The organism is Streptomyces lienomycini (assembly GCF_027947595.1).
GTDB lineage: Bacteria > Actinomycetota > Actinomycetes > Streptomycetales > Streptomycetaceae > Streptomyces > Streptomyces lienomycini.
Map to the genome: position 1 here is coordinate 7671611 of NZ_CP116257.1, position 19690 is coordinate 7691300.

The following is a 19690-nucleotide window of genomic DNA, read 5'->3' on the forward strand; positions in this document are numbered from 1 at the left end:
ACGGGACCTCTGTTCGCAGCGGGCCTGCGGCTACGCCAGCAGCCCCGGGATCGTCCCCTCGTGGGCCTCGCGCAGCTCGGTCAGGGGGAGGGTGAACTCGCCCTGGACCTCGACCGCGTCGCCGTCGACCACGCCGATGCGGGTGACGGGCAGGCCGCGGGCGCCGCACATGTCGTTGAAGCGGAGCTCCTCCGAGCGCGGGACGGCGACGACCGCGCGGCCGGCCGACTCCGAGAAGAGGAAGGTGAACGCGTCGAGCCCGTCCGGGACGACCAGACGCGCGCCCTTGCCGCCCAGCAGCGCCGACTCGACGACCGCCTGGACCAGACCGCCGTCGGACAGGTCGTGCGCGGAGTCGATCATGCCGTCGCGGGAGGCGGAGATCAGGATCTCGCCGAGCAGGCGCTCTCGCTCCAGGTCGACCTTCGGGGGCAGGCCGCCGAGGTGGTCGTGGATCACCTGGGACCAGGCCGAGCCGCCGAACTCCTCACGCGTGTCGCCCAGCAGGTACAGCAGCTGGCCGTCCTCCTGGAAGGCGACCGGCGTGCGGCGGGCCACGTCGTCGATGACGCCGAGGACCGCGACCACCGGGGTGGGGTGGATGGCGGCCTCGCCCGTCTGGTTGTAGAGGGAGACGTTGCCGCCCGTGACCGGGGTGCCGAGCTGCAGGCAGCCGTCGGCCAGACCGCGCACGGCCTCCGCGAACTGCCACATGACCGCCGGGTCCTCCGGCGAGCCGAAGTTCAGGCAGTCGGAGACCGCCAGCGGCTTCGCGCCGGTCGTGGCGACGTTGCGGTAGGCCTCCGCGAGCGCCAGCTGCGCGCCCGTGTACGGGTCGAGCTTGGCGTAGCGGCCGTTGCCGTCGGTCGCGATGGCGACGCCGAGGCCGGACTCCTCGTCCACGCGGATCATGCCCGAGTCCTCGGGCTGGGCGAGGACCGTGTTGCCCTGCACGAAGTGGTCGTACTGCTGGGTGATCCACTGCTTGGACGCCTGGTTCGGGGAGCCGACCAGCCGACGGACCTGGTCCGCCAGCTCCTCGCCCGTCTTCGGCCGGGGCAGCTTGTTCGCGTCGTCGGCCTGGAGGGCGTCCTGCCAGTCCGGGCGGGCGTAGGGGCGCTCGTAGACCGGGCCGTCGTGGGCGACCGTGCGCGGGTCGACGTCGACGATCTTGCCGCCGTGCCAGAAGATCTCCAGGCGGTCGCCGTCCGTGACCTCACCGATCACCGTGGCGATGACGTCCCACTTGTCGCAGATCTCCAGGAAGCGGTCGACCTTCTCCGGCTCGACCACCGCGCACATGCGTTCCTGCGACTCGCTCATGAGGATTTCCTCGGGCGAGAGCGTGGAGTCGCGCAGCGGCACGTCGTCCAGGGTGACGCGCATGCCGCCCGAGCCGTTCGACGCCAGTTCGCTGGTCGCGCAGGACAGGCCCGCCGCTCCCAGGTCCTGGATGCCGACGACCAGCTTCTCGGCGAACGCCTCCAGGGTGCACTCGATGAGGAGCTTCTCCTGGAAGGGGTCGCCGACCTGGACGGCGGGGCGCTTGGACGGCTTGGCGTCGTCGAAGGTCTCGGAGGCGAGGATCGACGCGCCGCCGATGCCGTCGCCGCCGGTGCGGGCGCCGTACAGGATGACCTTGTTGCCCGCGCCGGACGCCTTGGCGAGGTGGATGTCCTCGTGCCGCATGACGCCGATGGCACCGGCGTTGACCAGCGGGTTGCCCTGGTAGCAGGCGTCGAAGACGACCTCGCCGCCGATGTTGGGCAGGCCCAGGCAGTTGCCGTAGCCGCCGATGCCGGCGACGACGCCGGGCAGGACGCGCTTGGTGTCCGGGTGGTCCGCGGCGCCGAAGCGCAGGGGGTCCACGACGGCGACCGGGCGGGCGCCCATCGCGATGATGTCGCGGACGATGCCGCCGACGCCCGTGGCCGCGCCCTGGTAGGGCTCCACGTAGGAGGGGTGGTTGTGCGACTCGACCTTGAAGGTGACCGCGTAGCCCTGGCCGACGTCGACCACACCGGCGTTCTCGCCGATGCCGACGAGCATCGCCTCGGACTCGGGGGCCTTCTCGCCGAACTGGCGCAGGTGGACCTTGCTGCTCTTGTACGAGCAGTGCTCGGACCACATGACGGAGTACATGGCCAGCTCCGCCCCGGTGGGGCGGCGGCCGAGGATCTCCACGACCCTCTCGTACTCGTCCTTCTTCAGGCCCAGCTCGGCCCAGGGCAGCTCGACGTCGGGGGTCGCGGCCGCGTTGTCGACCGTGTCCAGAGGCGTCCGGCTCATGCGTTGACCAGCTTCTTGAGGATCGAGGTGAAGAACGGCAGGCCGTCGGTACGGCCCGTACCGATCAGCGACTCCACGGCGTGCTCGGGGTGCGGCATGAGGCCGACGACGTTCCCGGCGGCGTTGGAGATGCCCGCGATGTCGTTGAGCGAGCCGTTGGGGTTCACGTCCAGGTAGCGGAACGCCACCCGCCCCTCGGCCTCCAGCTCGTCCACCGTGCGCCGGTCCGCGACGTAGCGGCCGTCCCTGTTCTTCAGCGGGATGTGGATCTCCTGGCCGGCGGTGTAGTCGCCGGTCCAGGAGGTGTCCGCGTTCTCCACCCGCAGCTTCTGGTCGCGGCAGACGAAGTGCAGGTGGTCGTTGCCCAGCATGGCGCCCGGCAGCAGGTGGGCCTCCGTGAGGATCTGGAAGCCGTTGCAGATGCCCAGCACCGGGAGGCCGGCCTTCGCCTGGTCGATGACGGTGTCCATCACCGGCGAGAAGCGCGAGATGGCGCCGGCGCGCAGATAATCGCCGTACGAGAATCCGCCGCACAGCACCACGGCGTCGACCTGCTTGAGGTCCTTGTCCTTGTGCCAGAGAGCGACGGGTTCGGCGCCGGCGACGCGGATCGCGCGCTGCGTGTCCCGGTCGTCGAGACTGCCGGGGAAAGTGACGACGCCAATACGAGCGGTCACTTCGCGGCTCCCGCGACTACGTCCTCGGACTCGACCTTGACGGTGAAGTCCTCGATCACGGTGTTGGCGAGGAAGGATTCCGCAAGATCATGGATGCGGGCGAGGGCGGCGTCGTCGACCGGCCCGTCCACTTCCAGTTCGAATCGCTTTCCCTGGCGGACGTCCGAGATCCCTTCGAAACCCAGTCGCGGCAGTGCGCGCTGCACCGCCTGGCCCTGGGGGTCGAGGATCTCCGGCTTGAGCATGACGTCGACTACGACGCGTGCCACTGGCACTCCCGGTGTGTGGTGCTGAGCAGGTTCCTTCAGACTACCCGTACAAAATTTCTACGCGCGTAGCCTTGGAGGAAAGTACGTGATCCCAGTCACGATTGGGCATCGAGAGGGGGCGATCGCGAAAAACTTCGGGAAAGATCCCGGATCAGCCACGGACCTCTATTGCCCGGCGGACACGCCAAGAGATTTAGTCTGTCTTCCCATTGCAATGCCGGGCACTGTACAAATGAAATGTCATTAGCCGATACTTTGCCCAATTACAGGCGAACAGTCGGCATCATCGCGGCGTCTTGGCACGTTCGGGCACGTCATCGCGGAGATGCCGCACGAAGGGACCGATATTCGTGGCGCAGCGTGTCGTGGTCACTCTCTTTGACGACATCGACGGCTCGGAAGCGGCGGAGACGATCGCCTTCGGAGTCGACGGCCGGACGTACGAGATCGACCTGAACGAAGCCAACGCCCGGAAACTGCGCAAGGCGCTCGAGCCGTACGTCTCGGCCGGCCGCAAGCGCTCCCGGTCCGGCAAGGCGTACCGGCAGACGGAGGTCGCCCCCGACCCGGCGGCGGTCCGGGCCTGGGCGCAGGCGAACAGGATGGACGTGCCCGCGCGGGGCCGGATCCCGAAGAGGGTGTACGAGGCGTTCGCCGCGGCCCGGTGAGCCGCCACCCGGCGAGCCGCCACTCCGTCGGCCGCCTCCCGTGACGGCGGTCGACGGACGCTCAGCCGCCCCTCGCGGCAACCGACTTGCGCAGCACCCCGGGTGATCAGCTAAAGTCTGGAGCACGCCGAGGGGCGAGGCCGAAAGGCCCAGCTCACGGAACATGCGGGTGTAGTTCAGTAGTAGAACATCCCCCTTCCAGGGGGAAGGCGCAGTGTGCAATTCCTGTCACCCGCTCTGCATCGCCGTACCGATGACCCGTTGGGATCAGGTAGGCTGGTGCTCGCACCGATCGATGGCCCTGCCTGTTCAGGCCGGTGGTCGGGGGTGAATGCGGACGTAGCTCAGTTGGTAGAGCGCAACCTTGCCAAGGTTGAGGTCGCGAGTTCGAGCCTCGTCGTCCGCTCGGGAATCAGACCCCGGTCCTTCTGGACCGGGGTCTTTTCGTGTGCCCGCACCCGGATGTCCCGCGGACCGGCTCTGACATTTGTCATGCACGGTGATGACGGCCCGCACTGTTGACGCGCCCCGGGCACCGGAATGCTTGAGGCATGCAATCAAGCGGACACGAACACGTGATTGAGGTCACCGACCTGCGGCGTGTGTACGGGGGCGGGTTCGAGGCCGTGCGCGGAATCGACTTCTCCGTGCGCCGCGGCGAGGTCTTCGCACTGCTGGGCACCAACGGCGCGGGCAAGACGTCGACGGTCGAACTGCTGGAGGGGCTCGCCGCTCCGGCCGCCGGGCGGGTGCGCGTCCTCGGACACGACCCGTACACCGAGCGGGCCGCCGTACGCCCCCGCACCGGCGTCATGCTCCAGGAGGGCGGCTTCCCCTCCGAACTGACCGTCGCCGAGACGGCACGGATGTGGGCGGGTTGCGTGAGCGGCGCCCGCCCGCCCGCGGAGGTGCTGGCGCTGGTCGGTCTGTCGGCGAAGACCGACACCCGGGTGAAGCAGTTGTCCGGGGGCCAGCGGCGCCGCCTGGACCTGGCGCTCGCGCTGCTCGGCGACCCCGAGGTGCTCTTCCTCGACGAACCCAGCACCGGACTGGACGCCGAAGGCCGCCGGGACACCTGGGAGTTGGTCGGTGCGCTGCGCGACCAGGGCACGACCGTGCTGCTGACCACGCACTACCTGGAGGAGGCCGAGCACCTCGCCGACCGGCTCGCGATCATGCACGAGGGCCGGATCGCCACCACCGGCACCCCGGCCGAGGTGACCGCCGCACAGCCGTCCCACATCTCCTTCGAACTGCCCGACGGCTACTTCGTGGGCGACCTGCCGCCGCTGGCCGGACTGGGCGTGGACGACCACGAGACCGACGGCCGGATCGTCCGGCTGCGCACCCGGGAACTCCAGCGCGCGGCCACCGGCCTGCTGGTGTGGGCCGGACAGGCCGGAGTGGAACTGCGGCGCCTGGACGTGCGTTCGGCGTCCCTGGAGGAGGCCTTCCTGAGCATCGCCAAGAAGGTGTCCGCACAGACGGCCGCCACCACGACGAATACGCAGAAGGCGCAGAAGACGCGGAAGACGGAGAAGGAGTACACGGCATGAGCGCCACGGACGCACCGGCCCGCACCGAGCGCGCCGCCGGGACCGCCACCACCACGCCGATGAGCCGCATGACCGCGCTCGCCCGCGCCGAGATGACCCTGCTGGGACGGAACAAGGGCACCGTCTTCGCCTCGCTGTTCGTCCCGTTCGTGTTGCCGTTCAGCGTGCGGGCGGGGGCCAAGGAGATGGACCTCGCCGGGGCCGGACTGACCGTCGGCACGCTCGTGCTGCCCGCCGCGATCGGCTTCTCCCTGCTGTTCGCCGTCTACTCGGCCCTGGTCGGCGTCTTCGTCGTCCGGCGCGAGGAACTCGTCCTCAAGCGGCTGCGCACCGGCGAACTGCGGGACGTGGAGATTCTCGCCGGGTCCGCGCTGCCGGCCGTCCTCAGCGGGCTCGTGCAGTGCGTGCTGCTCGCGGTGGGCTGCGCCGTCCTCCTCGACCTGTCCGCGCCGTCGGCGCCCCACCTGGCCGTCGTCGGCCTGCTGCTGGGCCTGGTGCTGTGCGCCGCGCTCGCGGCGGTCACCGCGAGCTTCACCAGGACCGGCGAGAGCGCGCAGGTCACGCCGCTGCCGATCATGTTCGTCTCGATGGCCGGCTCCGGCTTGTTCCTCCCGCTGGGCCTGCTCCCCGACCGGCTGGCCTCCGTGTGCGAGCTGCTGCCGCTGACACCCGTCATCACCCTGGTGCGCGGCGGCTGGACCGGCGACCTGTCGGCCGCCGACGCGCTGGGCGCCGTGGCGACGGCGGTGGCCTGGACCGTGGTGGCGGTGTTTGCTGTACGACGGTGGTTCCGCTGGGAGCCACGGCACTGAGGTACGGGGCGAGCGGGAGCGGCGGACGGATGCGCAGGCCGGGCGGATGGTGGCGGCTCAAGAGCACGCCGGCGAAGGTGGAGACGTACACGCGGTGGTCGTTCCACTTCTTCGGGGTCATCGAGATCCTCGCGCTGGGGGTGACCGCCTTCGGCCGGACCGGCGCCGGACTCGCCACCGTGCTGTGTCTGCTGGTGACCGTGCACGCCGCGGTCTGCATGCTGGTCTCGTCCCGGGCGCTGGACTGGACGCGCGGCCGGCGTCCGCAGCCCGTGCGGGCGATGTGGACGCTCGTCGTCGTCAGCGCCGTGGTCTCGGCCACCGCGGTCGTGATCGCGGACCGCGGACCGGCCGGCGAGGTGGAGACCGCGGCGGGCTCCGTCTACGGCGGAGTCCTGTGTTTCGCCGCCGGTGTCATGACGCTCGGGGTGAGCGGCCCGCGGCGCATGGCCGCCGTCGTCGGAGCCTTCGCGGTGGGCGCGGGGCTCCTCACGTTCCCGCTGGAGATGCCCGTCCTCGCGTCGGTCGTGCTGGCCGGCCTGGTGCTGGTGACCGGCGGGTTCCTCTCCATCACCTCGATCTTCTCCCTCTGGCTGCTCAACGCGGTCTACGCGCTCGACGACGCCAAGGAGACCCGGACGGCACTCGCCGTCGCCGAGGAGCGGCTGCGGTTCGGCCGGGACCTGCACGACGTGATGGGCCGCAACCTGTCGGTGATCGCGCTCAAGAGCGAACTGGCCGTCCAGCTGTCCCGGCGCGGACGCCCCGAGGCGGTGGAGCAGATGATCGAGGTGCAGCGCATCGCCCAGGAGTCGCAGCGGGAGGTCCGGGACGTCGTACGCGGCTACCGGGAGGCCGCCCTGGACGTCGAGCTGGCCGGTGCCCGGGGGGTGCTGTCGGCGGCCGGCATCGTCGCGAAGGTCACCGGTGAGACGAGCGGCCTGCCCGCCGAGGTGCAGTCGGCGCTCGGCTGGGTGGTGCGGGAGGCGACGACGAACGTGCTGCGGCACGGGAACGCGGAGAAGTGCTCGGTGACGGTACGGCCTGCGGAGGGGCGAGTGGTGCTGACGGTGGAGAACGACGGGGTGGCGGAGACGGCCGGGGACGGTCCCCCGGCGGGCCCGGGCGGCTCGGGGCTCGCGGGGCTGCGGGAGCGGCTCTTGGCAGTCGGCGGGACGCTGGAGGCGGGGGCCGCCGGCCGGGGCCTGTTCCGGCTGACGGCCGAGGTGCCGCTGCCCGCCACCGCGGCCGGGGCCGCGCTGGAGGTCGCGTCGTGACGACGACCGTGCGCGTCCTGCTCGCCGACGACGAACACCTCATCCGCGGGGCGCTGGCGGCCCTGCTGTCCCTCGAGGACGACCTGGTCGTCGTCGCGGAGGCGGCCACCGGCCCGGAGGCGCTGGCGATGGCCCGGGCACACGCGCCGGACGTCGCCGTACTGGACCTCCAGATGCCCGGCGCCGACGGTGTGAAGGTCGCCACATCGCTGCGGGCCGAGCTGCCCGCCTGCAAGGTGCTGATCGTGACCAGTCACGGGCGGCCGGGGCATCTGAAGCGGGCGCTCGCGGCGGGCGTGCGCGGGTTCGTCCCCAAGACGGTCAGCGCCCAGCGGCTCGCCGAACTGATCCGCACGGTGCACGCCGGAAACCGTTACGTCGACCCCGAGTTGGCCGCCGACGCGATCTCCGCCGGGGACTCCCCGCTGACCGCGCGCGAGGCCGAGGTGCTGGAGCACGCCGCCGACGGGGCGCCCGTCGCGGAGATCGCCGAGCGCGCCGCGCTCGCCGAGGGGACGGTGCGGAACTACCTGTCGTCGGCCGCCAGCAAGCTCGGGGCGGAGAACCGGCACGCGGCGGTGCGGATCGCGAGGGAGCGCGGTTGGGTATAGTGGCTGTCGCACCACGGAGAAATCCACGGCGCGCAGTGCGAACGTAGCTCAGTTGGTAGAGCGCAACCTTGCCAAGGTTGAGGTCGCGAGTTCGAACCTCGTCGTTCGCTCCAGACGAGAAGCCCCCGGTTTTCGGCCGGGGGCTTCTTCGTGTGCGGCCTTCTGCGGCCTCTGCCGCTACGACCAGCTCTGGCCGGTCAGCAGCTCGTAGGCCTCCACGTACTTGGCGCGGGTGGCGTCCACGACCTGCTGCGGCAGCGGCGGCGGAGGCTGCTCGCTCCTGCGGTCCCAGCCGGACTCCGCCGAGGTCAGCCAGTCCCGCACGAACTGCTTGTCGTACGACGGCTGCGCGCGGCCCGGCTGCCACCGGTCAGCCGGCCAGAAGCGGGAGGAGTCCGGGGTGAGGACCTCGTCGGCGAGGACCAGGTCGTCCCCGTCGAAGCCGAACTCGAACTTCGTGTCCGCGAGGACGATGCCGCGCTCGCGGGAGATGTCCCGGGCCCGGGAGTAGACGGCGAGGGTGGCCTGGCGCAGGGCGGCGGCGGTGTCGGCGCCGACCTGGCGGGCGACCTCCTCGTAGGAGACGTTCTCGTCGTGCTCGCCGACCTCGGCCTTGGTGGCCGGGGTGAAGATCGGGGCGGGCAGCTCGGAGCCGTCGACGAGGCCCTCGGGGAGGGCGAGGCCGCACACGGTGCGGGTCTCGTCGTACTCCGCCAGGCCCGAGCCGGTGAGGTAGCCGCGGGCCACGCACTCCACGGGGACCATCCGCAGCGACTTGCAGACCAGCGCGCGGCCCTCCCAGTCGGCGGGGGCGCCGGCGGGCAGCTCGGTGCTCAGGACGTGGTTCGGGGCCAGGTCGGCGAGCTGCTCGAACCACCACAGGGAGAGCCGGGTGAGGACCCGGCCCTTGTCGGGGATCTCGGTCGGCAGCACCCAGTCGTAGGCGGAGATGCGGTCACTGGCGACCATCACGAGGTCGCCCGCCTCGTTCCGGTACAGCTCGCGCACCTTGCCGGTGTGCAGATGCACCAGGCCCGGAACCTGGATCGGCTCGGGCTTTTCAACGAATCCGGACACGGTTCCTCCCCGTGGTTCTGTCCAAGTACGTCGATTCTCCCGTATGTCGCGGGCGCGGTGGACGGCGGGGCGGTCTCGTGCGCCGGTCTCAGTCCCGTTTGCAGATGCGGTCCAGGAGGTTGGCCGTGGCCCGCTGGACCCGCGGGTCGACGTGGCCGGGGCGGTCCAGGGCCGGGGACCAGGCGAAGGTCCCGGACGCGAAGACCCAGGCGCCCGACGGGGTCCGGTACAGCGACGTCTCCTGGTGGCGGCGGGCGCCGCCGGCGTCGGCGTACGGGGAGTGGGCGAGCAGGATCCGCTCGTCGTGCTCGGGGAGCGCGGTGCGCGGGAAGTAGCGGTCGGCCTCGCCCGCGACCAGGTCCTCGATCGCGTCGCCCTCGTGCGCCCCGGTGGCCTCCCAGAGCCAGTGGCCGGCGTTGCGGACGATCATCGGATGCGGTTCGGGGACGCGCCCGGCGTACTGGATGCCGAGGAGCTGCTGCTCGGCGCGGTCCAGCTCCCGCCACAGCGCGGGCCGGCCGGGTCCCCTGCGCTTGCGGCAGGTCAGCAGGCGGTCGGGGGCCCCGGACGGGGAGGGCGCCAGTTCCACCTGCCAGTACATGGTGTTGGCGGAGAGGAAGACCAGGGAGGTGCCCTGCTCGCGGGCGAGTTCGGTGGTGCGGCGCATGGCGCTCGACCAGTACTCGTCGTGGCCCGGGAAGACCAGCCCCCGGTAGCGGGTCGGATCCACCCGGCCGGAGTGCAGGTCGCGGGCGTCGGCGTAGGCGACGTCGTAGCCGTAGCGCTCGGCGAAGCGGATGAAGTCGTAGGCGTGGCCCACGTGGAGGGGGAGACCGGCCCCGGCGTACGGGCGGTCGAAGGAGACGGTCGTCGCGGCGTCCGCCTCACCGAGGAGCCGGCCCTCCTCGTCCCAGGCGTGGTAGAGGCTCGCACCGGTCCGGCCGTCCTCCGGGTACAGGTTGTACGCCTGCCAGGTGACGTCCGGCAGGAGGAGCAGCAGGTCGGCGGGGTGGCTGTCGCGGACCGTGAAGGGGACGTGGGAGCGGTAGCCGTCGGCGGTGGTGAGGACGGCCACGTACGCGCCGATGTTCCAGTACGAGGGGATCTGGAGCCGCCAGGACAGCCACCAGTGGTGGCAGGAGACCGTGCGGTCGGCGGTGAGCGGCGGCGGCTGCACGATGCCGGACAGCCGGGGGCTGGTGGTGATCTTGGCGGCGCCGTCCCCGCCGTAGTGGCCGATCCGGTAGACGTCGACGCTGAACTCCTGCGGCGGGTCGACGGTGACGTGGAAGTCGATGGCCTCGCCCGGGGCGGCGGCTCCCGTCGCGGTGAAGCCCTTGATCTGGCGGCGGACGTCGTCGGCGGCACGGGGAGCGCTCCCGTCGGACGCGGCGGCGTCCTGGTCCGCGTACCAGGCGACCACCTGGCCGGTGTCTCCGAAGTACGTCTCGCCGCCGCGCAACCACGGGACGGGCCCCTGTCCGAAGGGGTCCGTCACGGCGTGCGCGAGTGCTCCCGACTCCCAGCGGCGGATCTGCTCGGGCCCCATGGGACAGTCCCCTCCCTCGTGCCCCCGTGGTCGTGCGTATGACGAATGCCTTTGCCATGTGCGCGATCGGTCCCAGCACATCACATTTCGCACGCGAGCTGTCACCGTTCGTTGCGAAGTGGCCGAAAGTGGAATTGGGGGGTCCGTTTGGTTCGGTCCGTTTGGTTCGTCTCCCGGGGTCGGGCCGGGACGGCCGGGTCGCCGGGCCGCCTGGAGACCGGCGGGGGTACTCAGACCAGCCGCACCGGCTTCTCCGGGCGTATGCCGAGGTCGGTCATCCAGGCGCGCAACGGGCCCGGGTCGCCCGTCTCGACCAGGCTGAGCACTCCGGGCGCCAGGTCCGCGGCGCGGGCGCCGTCGAAGAGGAGCGAGGGCCCGTCGAGCCAGTCGAGGCCGGGGGCGGCTCCGGCGGTGTCCATCGCCGCGCAGCACACCATCGCCGTGACGTGCGCGGTGAGGATCTCGCGGCCGGTGCGCGGGGGCTGCAGCGGGAGGAGGGGGAGCGCCCGATCGTCCCAGAGAACGGCATCGGGGCCGCCCGCCCCGGCGGCGGGAGCGCCCCCGGCACCGGTGAGCCTCCCCTCCGCCTCCTCGCGGGCCAGTTGCGCACTGAGCCCGGCAGCGAGGGCGGCACCGCGAGCCGTGGTGCCGTCGAGGTCGTCCTCGTCGTCGAGGGGGGTGCGGAGGTGATCGGCGGGGGCGTGGGGGCCGTCGGTCGGAGGGTGCGGGGCGCCGGCGCCGGCGCCGGTCGGGGAGTGCGGGGCGTCATGGCCACCGGCCCGCTGCGGCGCGGTGTCGGCGGCGTTGGCACCGGGTGGCGACGGCGCTACGCCGGTGGGGGTGCCGGGGTCGGCGGACGGCGGGTGCGGAGCGTCATGGCCACCGGCCCGCTGCGGCGCGGTGGCATCGGCACCCGACGGCGACGGCGCCGGGGCGTCGAGGCCAGGGGCCGTCGGCGGCACGTCAGCGGGGGTGCCCGGGCCACCGGACGGCAGGTGCGGAACACCGTTGGGACCGGACGCCGACAGCGGGGCGTCATGGCCACCGGGCTGCCGCGGCGCCGCATCGGCCAGGGCATCGGAGCCAGCGGCCCCCGGCGGCACGTCAGCCGGGGTGTCCGGGTCACCGGACGGCGGGTGCGGGGCGCCGTTGGCGTCGGACGGCGACAGCGGGGCGTTGGTGGGGAGGGTCGGGGCGCCCGGCCGGGCGGGGGTGCCGCTCGTCGGTTCCGGCCGGACGGGGGATTCGGCCCCTGCGCTCGGGGCTGTCTCCGCCGCCGCCTCCCCCTCGGCCACGGTCGTGGTCGTGGTCGTGGTCGTGGTCGTCCCGGGAGGGTCGTCGGTGGTCGCATGGCCCGGGGTGGTGAGGTGGTCCAGGAGGCGGGCCAGGGTGGGGCCGTCCGTGCCCGGTGGTGTGCCCTGCGCCTCCCGGCGGACGCCCAGGGTGTCCAGGACGCGGTGCAGGCGGGCGGCGTCCGTGCGCCAGGTCCGGTCGACGACCTCCTCGGGGTACTCGTCCCATCCGACCGGAGACCAGTCGGGGCCGGTCTCGGCGGGGCCTCCGTGGAAGAGGCGCGCGGCGAGGAGGGAGACCGCCTCGTCCATCGCCCCGGGCTCCTCCAGCAGGTCACAGGCGGGACGCTCGCCCAGACGGGAGGCGAAGCCCTCGGCCAGGCGGTCGCGGCGGGACAGCTCCGTGAGGGCCGCGACGACTCCCACGTCCAGCCGGGAGGGCCAGCGGCCCATCCGCCAGGCGGGCAGCGCCACCCGGGTCAGCAGCCGGTCCCAGCCCGCGTAGGCGAGCCCGACCTGCTCCTGCGCGACGATCCGCAGACCGTAGTCCACAGCCTGTGCACGCTCGGCGGCGGCGGCCGCGACCCCGCGCTCCATCTCGGTCGCATGGCCGCGACAACTGCGCAGCAGGAGCCGTGACACCCGGCCGAGGCCCGCGCAGACCACCCGGGACAGCGGGTCGCGCCTCCTCACGGAGGCCACCGCCACGGCGGCGTCCAGGCCCCGTATGAAGCGCCGGGCCGCGGCTATGTCCGGGTGGGCCGAGGGCCCCGTACCGGCGACGACCGGGGCGAGCACGGCACGCAGCTCCCCCACCCGCATCCACCACAGGAAGGGGGAGCCGATGACCAGGACGGGCGCGGTGGGAGCACTCCGGCGGCGGGCGGGGCCGCCCGGGCCGGTCAGGTCGTCGTCGTGCTTGAGGGCGGGCGGCGGGCCGTGGGTCGCGTGGGTGCGGTCCTCCAGCCAGCTGTCGCAGTCCGGGGTGAGCGCTATCGCGGAGGGCGCGGGGACGTCGAGGCGGTCGGCCAGGTCGCGCACCATCCGGTACAGGTCGGGCGCCGACTCCTCGGCGACCGTGACCGTGGGAGTCGTCGCGGGCCGGGAGCGGGCCACCACCAGGGCGACTCCGGCGGCGGCCGGCAGCACGAGCAGTGCGAGGACGCACACGGCCCAGCGCAGGGCGTCCCAGCCGGCGCCCGTGAGACGCCCGCTGGAGCCCCCGACGAGGAGGATCACGGCGGCGGCGGCCGGCAGCAGGGCCACGGCCAGCGCCCGGCTGCGCACGCGCAGCACCGCCAGCGCCCGGGAACGCGCGGCCAGCGCGCCCATCTCCACACCACCGTTACCGGTCACGGCCGGACCTCATCCCCTCATCGCTGCCCTGTCTGTCCTGGACCGTCCTGCTGCTGCTCCGCTGCTTCTCTGCTTCTGCTCACTCCCCCACTGTGGCACCGGGCACTGACATCGCAATGCCGGTGGGCCAAGTGCCGGAACGCTTGCGCGGCACCATAGTTGGGGCCTTCCCGCCCGTCAGCCGTATGGCCTATCGGTCACCCGATGGAATGGCTTTGGGGAGAGCTGGAGACGGACAGCAAGGGTCAGGCCCCGGCTCCTGAGACGGAGCCGGGGCCTGCCGGGTTCGGTGTGGAACGGGTGTCCGGGAGTGTCGCGAGGGCTACGCGCCCGCCGCCCTCGCCGCGATGTCGGTGCGGTGCTGCGAGCCGTCGAGGCCGATACGGGCGACGGCCCGGTAGGCACGGTCGCGGGCCTCGGTGAGGTCGGCGCCGGTCGCCGTGACGGACAGGACGCGTCCGCCGGCGCTGACGACGGCGTCGCCCTCGGCGCGGGTACCGGCGTGCAGGACGTAGGCGTGCGGGGCGTCCTGGGCGGCCACCTCGTCGAGGCCGGTGATCGGGTCGCCGGTGCGCGGGGTGCCGGGGTAGTTGGGGGAGGCGACGACCACCGTGACGGCCGCGTCGTCGCTCCAGCGCAGCGGTTCGAGGTCGGCGAGGTTGCCGGTGGCGGCGGCCATCAGCAGACCGGCGAGCGGGGTCTGCAGGCGGGCCAGCACGACCTGCGTCTCGGGGTCGCCGAAGCGGGCGTTGAACTCGATCACGCGAACGCCGCGCGAGGTGATCGCGAGTCCGGCGTACAGCAGGCCGGAGAAGGGGGTGCCGCGGCGGCGCATCTCGTCGACGGTCGGCTGGAGCACGCTCTGCACGACCTCGTCGACCAGCTTGGGGTCGGCCCAGGGCAGCGGCGAGTACGCGCCCATGCCGCCGGTGTTCGGGCCCCGGTCGCCGTCGAGGGCGCGCTTGAAGTCCTGGGCGGGCTGGAGCGGCCGTACGTTCTCGCCGTCGGTGATGGCGAAGAGGGACACCTCGGGGCCGTCCAGGAACTCCTCGATGACGACGCGGTCGCAGGCCGCCGCGTGCGTCCGGGCGGCCTCGACGTCGTCGGTGACGACGACGCCCTTGCCGGCGGCCAGCCCGTCGTCCTTGACGACGTAGGGGGCGCCGAAGGCGGCGAGGGCCGCGTCGGTCTCGTCGGGGTTCGTGCAGACGTAGGAGCGGGCCGTGGGGACGCCGGCACCGGCCATGACGTCCTTGGCGAAGGCCTTGGAGCCCTCCAGCCGCGCGGCCTCGCCCGACGGCCCGAAGACCGGGATGCCCGCCTCGCGCACGGCGTCGGCGACCCCGGCGACCAGTGGCGCCTCGGGTCCGACGACGACCAGTTCGGCGCCGAGCCGGGTGGCCAGCGCGGTGACGGCCGCGCCGTCGAGGGCGTCGACCTGGTGCAGTTCGGCGACCTCGGCGATACCGGCGTTGCCGGGTGCGCAGTGCAGCGCGGTGACGTCGGGGTCGAGGGACAGGGAACGGCACAGGGCGTGTTCGCGGGCGCCGCCGCCGATGACAAGGACCTTCACGGGGTGAAGCCTAATGGGAGCGGACCGGTGCGGTTTGTGCGGGCTTCCGAGAGGCCGGTGAGCGTGGGCTCGTACGTTCCTCCAGGAGCACTCCAGGAGCACCCCGGGAGCACCCCGGGAACGCGCCGGGGCGCTGCCCGCCGTGCGCCGCTACTCGTTCGCGATCTCCTCGACCACCGTCGCGCCCAGCTCGCGCACCAGCAGCTCCTTGCCGGAGAGGGCCGACTCGTCGAGGTCCGGGTCGTCGTCCTCGGGGATGTCGTCCTCGGGGGAGACCGGGGGCGGCTCGGGTGCCGGGGGCCGGGGGCGGGCGCGGGGGCGGAAGCCGGGGAGGGCGCGGGAGCCGGGGCGGCGGACGCGGGCGCCGACGGCCGCGGTGCGGGGGCGCCGCCGCCGAAGCCGCCTCCGCCACCACCGCCGATGCCGCCGCTCCCGGGTCCGCCGTAGCCGCCGGAGGGGCCGGGCGGGGGCGCCGAGCCGCCGGAGGGGTCGACGACCGCCTCGATCTTCCACTGCACGTTGAACTGCTCGGCCAGGGCCTGCCGCAGGACGTCCTCGCTGCCGCTGCTCACGAAGTTGTCGCGCGCCCCGGCGTTGACGAAGCCGAGCTGGAGGGAGGTGCCGTCGAAACCGGTCACCTGGGCGTTCTGGCTGAGCAGGATCCAGGTGAAGCGGCGGCGGTTCTTGACCGCCTCCAGGATGTTGGGCCAGAGCGAGCGCGGGTCGACCCCGGAGCCGCCCGTCGGCGCGGAGCCTGGCGCGGGGGCTGCCGGGGCGGCAGCGGCCGGCGCGGGGACCGGTGCGGCCGCCGGGGTCGCGGCGGGGCCGGGTGCGGCCGGTGTCCGAGGCTGGCCACCGCCCGTCGGCGCCGCCGTGGGCCACCCGCCGGGGCGTCGGCCGCCCCGGCGGGAGCCGCGGTGGGCCAGGCGCCCGGCGCGGGCGCCGAGGCAGGAGCGGAGGCGGGCGCCGGGGCATGCGGCGCCGGGGTGGGACCGGCGGCCGGAGCGGGCGCCGCCTGCGGATGCCCGCCACCGGCAGACCCACCACCGGCGGGCCCACCGTCGGCGGGGCCGCCACCCGCGTCGGACGAGGCACCGGCACCGGCACCGGCATCGGGCGAGGGACCGGCACCGGTGGCCGCACCGGAGGACGACCCGCCGCCCGGCGTACCCGCACCCGCCCCCGCCGGGGCACCGGAGCCCGGCCCCCGTACCGCGGCCCGCGCCGCGGCGGGCCTGCCACCCGGCGGAACCGGGGCGGCGGCGGGCGGAACCGGGGCGGCGAAGCCCCCCGCACCGGCCGCGCTCCCCGTTCCGGCATGCGCCTCGGGTCCGGGCGCGTACCCCATGGCGGGTGCGCCCGCGCCCGCCGAGAACTGCACCCCGCGCTCGATCCGGTCCAGCCGCGCCATGACGGACCGCTCGTCGCCGTAGGCGGCGGGCAGCAGCACGCGGGCGCAGATCAGCTCCAGCTGGAGGCGCGGCGAGTGGGCGCCGCGCATCTCGGTGAGGCCCTCGTTGACGATGTCGGCGGCGCGGCTCAGCTCGGCGGAGCCGAAGGACCTCGCCTGGGCCTGCATCCGCTCGACGACGTCGGCGGGGGCGTCGATGAGCCCCTTCTCCGCGGCGTCGGGCACGGCGGCGAGGATCACCAGGTCACGGAGGCGCTCCAGCAGGTCGGTGACGAAGCGCCGCGGGTCGTTGCCCCCCTCGATCACCCGGTCCACGACCTCGAAGGCGGCGGAGCCGTCGCCGGTGACGAACGACTCGACGACGGAGTCGAGCAGCGAGCCGTCCGTGTAGCCGAGCAGGGAGGTGGTCATGTCGTACGTCACACCGTCGGCGGCGGCGCCGGCGAGCAGCTGATCCATGACGGACATGGAGTCACGCACGGACCCCGCGCCGGCCCGCACGACCAGCGGCAGCACGCCCTCCTCGACCGCGATGCCCTCCCTGCCGCACACCTCGGCGAGGTAGTCGCGCAGGGTGCCGGGCGGCACGAGCCGGAACGGGTAGTGGTGGGTGCGCGACCGGATGGTGCCGATGACCTTCTCGGGCTCCGTGGTCGCGAAGATGAACTTGAGGTGCTCCGGGGGCTCCTCGACGACCTTCAGCAGGGCGTTGAAGCCCTGCGGGGAGACCATGTGGGCCTCGTCGATGATGTAGATCTTGTACCGGCTGGAGGCCGGTCCGAAGAAGGCCTTCTCGCGCAGGTCACGGGCGTCGTCCACACCACCGTGGGAGGCGGCGTCGATCTCGATGACGTCGATCGAACCCGGCCCGTTGCGCGCGAGGTCGCGGCAGGACTGGCACTCGCCGCACGGGGTGGGCGTGGGGCCCTGCTCGCAGTTCAGACAGCGGGCCAGGATCCGGGCGCTGGTCGTCTTGCCGCACCCGCGCGGACCGCTGAACAGGTACGCGTGATTGACCCGGTTGTTCCGCAGCGCCTGCTGCAGCGGGTCGGTGACATGCCCCTGCCCGATGACCTCGGCGAAGGACTCCGGGCGGTAACGGCGGTAGAGCGCGAGAGACGACACGCATACGAGGTTATAGGCGCCCACTGACAACCGGACCGCCCGCAAAGGAGACGCCCCCCACGCACCCGCCAGAGCCGACCTACCCTTGCTGCCTTCCGGCCCTGGGGGAGTTCAGTCAGATAGCGCCGCGTGAGGGGCTGGGCCACACGTTACCCGATGTGGGGGCCTCAGAACGAGTTCGCAAGCACTCTCCGGCGTCATGTAATGTTCTCTGCGGAGGATTCGCCTAGAGGCCTAGGGCGCACGCTTGGAAAGCGTGTTGGGGGCAACCCCTCACGAGTTCGAATCTCGTATCCTCCGCCAGTGCCTCACCGGGCACGATGTCGAAGGCCCCCACTGCTCGCAGTGGGGGCCTTCGACGTTTCTGGTCTCAGTTCTGGTCGCAGCGGGTGGAGGGGTGCATGACCGGGTTGGACAGGCTCGACGGCAAGCGGACTCTGGTGATCGGCGGTGGCGGGGCGGGGATCGGCCGCGGCATCGTCCGTTCCTGTGCGGCGGCCGGGGCGGCGGTGGCCGTGGCCGACGTGGACGCCGCGCGGGCGGCCGAGGCGGCCGACGAACTGCGGGCGGCCGGACACGTCGCCCACGCGCTGAGCGGCGACGTCCGTTCCCGCGAGCAGCTGGACGGCGTGATCGAGGGCGCGGCCGAACGGCTCGGCGGGCTGGACGTGCTGATCACCGTGGTGGGCGGGCAGGTGGCGTTCGTACCCGCGGTCAGGCTGCACGAGATGACCGACGAGGACTGGGACACCGTCTACGACCTCAACCTGCGCTACGTGGCTCGCGCGGTGCGCCGGGTGCTGCGGCTGTTCCTGGAGCAGGGCACGGGCGGCAGTATCGTCGGCATCGGCTCCGTCACCGGCTTCATGGCCGCGCCGAAGCAGGCCGGTTACGGCGCGGCCAAGGCAGGCCTGTACAGCCTGGCGCGGACCGTCGCGGCCGAGTACGCGGCCGACGGCATCCGGATGAACGTCGTGGCGGGCGGGGCGATCAGCACCGCCGTCAACGCCGGCCCCTCCGCGGAGTGGGTCCCGGAGATCCCGGCCGGCCGCTACGGCACGTCGGACGAGATGGCCACCGCGGCCGTCTACCTGGCCTCGGACCAGGCCCGCTACATCACCGGCCAGCAGATCGTGCTGGACGGCGGGGTCTCGGTCCGCGGCCCGTTTCCCGAGTAGCCGGGGCGCGGGGTCCACGTGCCCCGCCCCCGGAGCTTCCGGCCGCGGCACCGTGCCGCACGTGGAGACTTGCCCCGTCGCGTGGACCGGACGACCCTGAAGACAGGTATCGGGAGTACCGGGAGAATCAGGATCAACCGGGGGGATCGACGAGCGGAGGTGTCGATCATGAAGGCCGTCGTCTACAAAGGGCCGTTCTCTGTCGCGGTCGAAGACGTTCCGAAGCCGGACATCCAGCACCCGAACGACGTGGTCGTGAAGGTCACGTCGACCGCGATCTGCGGCTCCGACCTGCACATGTACGAGGGACGCACCGCCGCCGAGGCCGGCATCGTCTTCGGGCACGAGAACATGGGGATCGTCGACGAGGTCGGTCAGGGCGTCACCGGTCTGGAGAAGGGCGACCGCGTGGTCATGCCCTTCAACGTCGCCTGCGGCTTCTGCGTCAACTGCGTCGCCGGGTACACCGGGTACTGCACGACGGTCAATCCCGGTTTCGCGGGCGGAGCGTACGGCTACGTCTCCATGGGCCCCTGGCAGGGCGGCCAGGCCGAGTACCTGCGCGTCCCCTACGCCGACTTCAACTGCCTGAAGCTGCCTCGGGGCGACGCGCACGAGAGCGACTTCATCCTGCTCGCCGACATCTTCCCCACCGGCTACCACGGTTGCGAACTCGCCCAGGTCCGTCCCGGCGAGAGCGTCGCGGTGTACGGGGCGGGGCCGGTCGGTCTGATGGCCGCGTACTCGGCGCTGCTGCGCGGCGCGACCTGATCATCGAGGGCCGGGCGAAGCCGAGCTTCGTCGTCTCCCACGAACTGCCGCTGGACCAGGCTCCGTCCGGCTACGACAAGTTCGACAAGCGGATCGAGGGCTACACGAAGGTGGTCCTGCACCCGTAGCGGCGGCCGCGTAGCCTCCGCCAGGGCCCCGGCGCGCGCAGCCGGAGAGGGGCCGGGGCTTCCGTACTCCG

General features: G+C 72.8%; 15 protein-coding genes, 4 tRNA genes, 1 other RNA gene and 1 pseudogene. 11 read left to right on the top strand and 10 right to left on the bottom strand.

The window, feature by feature from the left end; all coding sequences use genetic code 11:
- Positions 1-30: 30 nt before the first annotated feature.
- From purL to purS, 3 genes are read right to left on the bottom strand one after another with little or no spacing between them, the layout of a single operon-like run.
- The gene (purL, locus tag BJ961_RS35015) at positions 31-2289 is read right to left on the bottom strand and encodes a phosphoribosylformylglycinamidine synthase subunit PurL (protein ID WP_271416769.1); all 2259 of its coding nucleotides are present in this window, start codon (positions 2287-2289) and stop codon (positions 31-33) included.
- Positions 2286-2966 carry a phosphoribosylformylglycinamidine synthase subunit PurQ gene (purQ, locus tag BJ961_RS35020; protein WP_271416770.1) on the bottom strand — a complete coding sequence of 227 codons (681 nt, stop codon included), beginning with the start codon at positions 2964-2966 and terminating at the stop codon, positions 2286-2288. The genes purL and purQ overlap by 4 nt, the downstream gene beginning before the upstream one ends.
- The gene (gene purS / locus BJ961_RS35025; RefSeq protein ID WP_003974895.1) at positions 2963-3235 is read right to left on the bottom strand and encodes a phosphoribosylformylglycinamidine synthase subunit PurS; all 273 of its coding nucleotides are present in this window, start codon (positions 3233-3235) and stop codon (positions 2963-2965) included. Before purS ends, purQ begins: the two co-directional genes overlap by 4 nt.
- Positions 3236-3585: 350 nt before the next feature.
- Between purS and BJ961_RS35030 the strand changes: the two genes are divergently transcribed.
- The 8 genes from BJ961_RS35030 (at position 3586) to BJ961_RS35065 (ending at position 8272) form a co-directional block, all read left to right on the top strand.
- Positions 3586-3903: a histone-like nucleoid-structuring protein Lsr2 gene (locus BJ961_RS35030; RefSeq protein WP_271416771.1), complete on the top strand. Its 318-nt coding sequence runs from the start codon at positions 3586-3588 to the stop codon at positions 3901-3903.
- 165 nt (positions 3904-4068) lie between these two features.
- A tRNA-Gly gene (locus BJ961_RS35035) sits at positions 4069-4140 on the top strand.
- A gap of 96 nt (positions 4141-4236) precedes the next feature.
- Positions 4237-4309, top strand: a tRNA-Gly gene (locus tag BJ961_RS35040).
- A 145-nt stretch (positions 4310-4454) separates the two neighbouring features.
- Entirely contained in the window at positions 4455-5459 is a 1005-nt protein-coding gene (locus BJ961_RS35045) for an ABC transporter ATP-binding protein (protein ID WP_271416772.1), read from the top strand.
- Positions 5456-6271, top strand: a complete 816-nt coding sequence (locus tag BJ961_RS35050; protein WP_271416773.1) for an ABC transporter permease — start codon at positions 5456-5458, stop codon at positions 6269-6271. Before BJ961_RS35045 ends, BJ961_RS35050 begins: the two co-directional genes overlap by 4 nt.
- A gap of 29 nt (positions 6272-6300) precedes the next feature.
- On the top strand, positions 6301-7548 hold the full coding sequence (locus BJ961_RS35055; RefSeq protein WP_271416774.1) for a sensor histidine kinase: 1248 nt from the start codon (positions 6301-6303) through the stop codon (positions 7546-7548).
- On the top strand, positions 7545-8159 hold the full coding sequence (locus tag BJ961_RS35060; RefSeq protein WP_271416775.1) for a response regulator transcription factor: 615 nt from the start codon (positions 7545-7547) through the stop codon (positions 8157-8159). Before BJ961_RS35055 ends, BJ961_RS35060 begins: the two co-directional genes overlap by 4 nt.
- Positions 8160-8196: 37 nt before the next feature.
- Positions 8197-8272, top strand: a tRNA-Gly gene (locus BJ961_RS35065).
- 64 nt (positions 8273-8336) lie between these two features.
- Here the strand turns inward: BJ961_RS35065 and BJ961_RS35070 are convergent.
- The 7 genes from BJ961_RS35070 to ffs all read right to left on the bottom strand — a co-directional run bounded on the left by BJ961_RS35070 (position 8337) and on the right by ffs (position 17683).
- A complete protein-coding gene (locus BJ961_RS35070) occupies positions 8337-9236 on the bottom strand; it encodes a phosphoribosylaminoimidazolesuccinocarboxamide synthase (RefSeq protein ID WP_271416776.1) in 900 nt (299 codons plus the stop codon).
- A gap of 88 nt (positions 9237-9324) precedes the next feature.
- The gene (locus BJ961_RS35075) at positions 9325-10785 is read right to left on the bottom strand and encodes a N,N-dimethylformamidase beta subunit family domain-containing protein (RefSeq protein WP_271416777.1); all 1461 of its coding nucleotides are present in this window, start codon (positions 10783-10785) and stop codon (positions 9325-9327) included.
- A gap of 230 nt (positions 10786-11015) precedes the next feature.
- The gene (locus tag BJ961_RS35080; protein WP_271416778.1) at positions 11016-13433 is read right to left on the bottom strand and encodes a hypothetical protein; all 2418 of its coding nucleotides are present in this window, start codon (positions 13431-13433) and stop codon (positions 11016-11018) included.
- 322 nt (positions 13434-13755) lie between these two features.
- Positions 13756-15006: a phosphoribosylamine--glycine ligase gene (gene purD, locus BJ961_RS35085; protein ID WP_271416779.1), complete on the bottom strand. Its 1251-nt coding sequence runs from the start codon at positions 15004-15006 to the stop codon at positions 13756-13758.
- A gap of 150 nt (positions 15007-15156) precedes the next feature.
- Complete coding sequence (locus BJ961_RS35090) at positions 15157-15519, bottom strand: hypothetical protein (protein ID WP_271416780.1); 363 nt, start codon at positions 15517-15519, stop codon at positions 15157-15159.
- A 121-nt stretch (positions 15520-15640) separates the two neighbouring features.
- Positions 15641-17542: a DNA polymerase III subunit gamma and tau gene (locus BJ961_RS35095; RefSeq protein WP_271416781.1), complete on the bottom strand. Its 1902-nt coding sequence runs from the start codon at positions 17540-17542 to the stop codon at positions 15641-15643.
- 46 nt (positions 17543-17588) lie between these two features.
- An RNA gene (ffs, locus tag BJ961_RS35100) (signal recognition particle sRNA small type) lies at positions 17589-17683 on the bottom strand.
- Positions 17684-17757: 74 nt separating this feature from the next.
- Here ffs and BJ961_RS35105 point away from each other — a divergent pair.
- The 3 genes and pseudogenes from BJ961_RS35105 to BJ961_RS35115 all read left to right on the top strand — a co-directional run bounded on the left by BJ961_RS35105 (position 17758) and on the right by BJ961_RS35115 (position 19619).
- Positions 17758-17845, top strand: a tRNA-Ser gene (locus BJ961_RS35105).
- A gap of 98 nt (positions 17846-17943) precedes the next feature.
- Positions 17944-18720, top strand: a complete 777-nt coding sequence (locus BJ961_RS35110) for an SDR family oxidoreductase (RefSeq protein ID WP_271416782.1) — start codon at positions 17944-17946, stop codon at positions 18718-18720.
- Between the two features lie 168 nt (positions 18721-18888).
- Positions 18889-19619: pseudogene (locus BJ961_RS35115) on the top strand (alcohol dehydrogenase catalytic domain-containing protein).
- Positions 19620-19690: the final 71 nt, after the last annotated feature.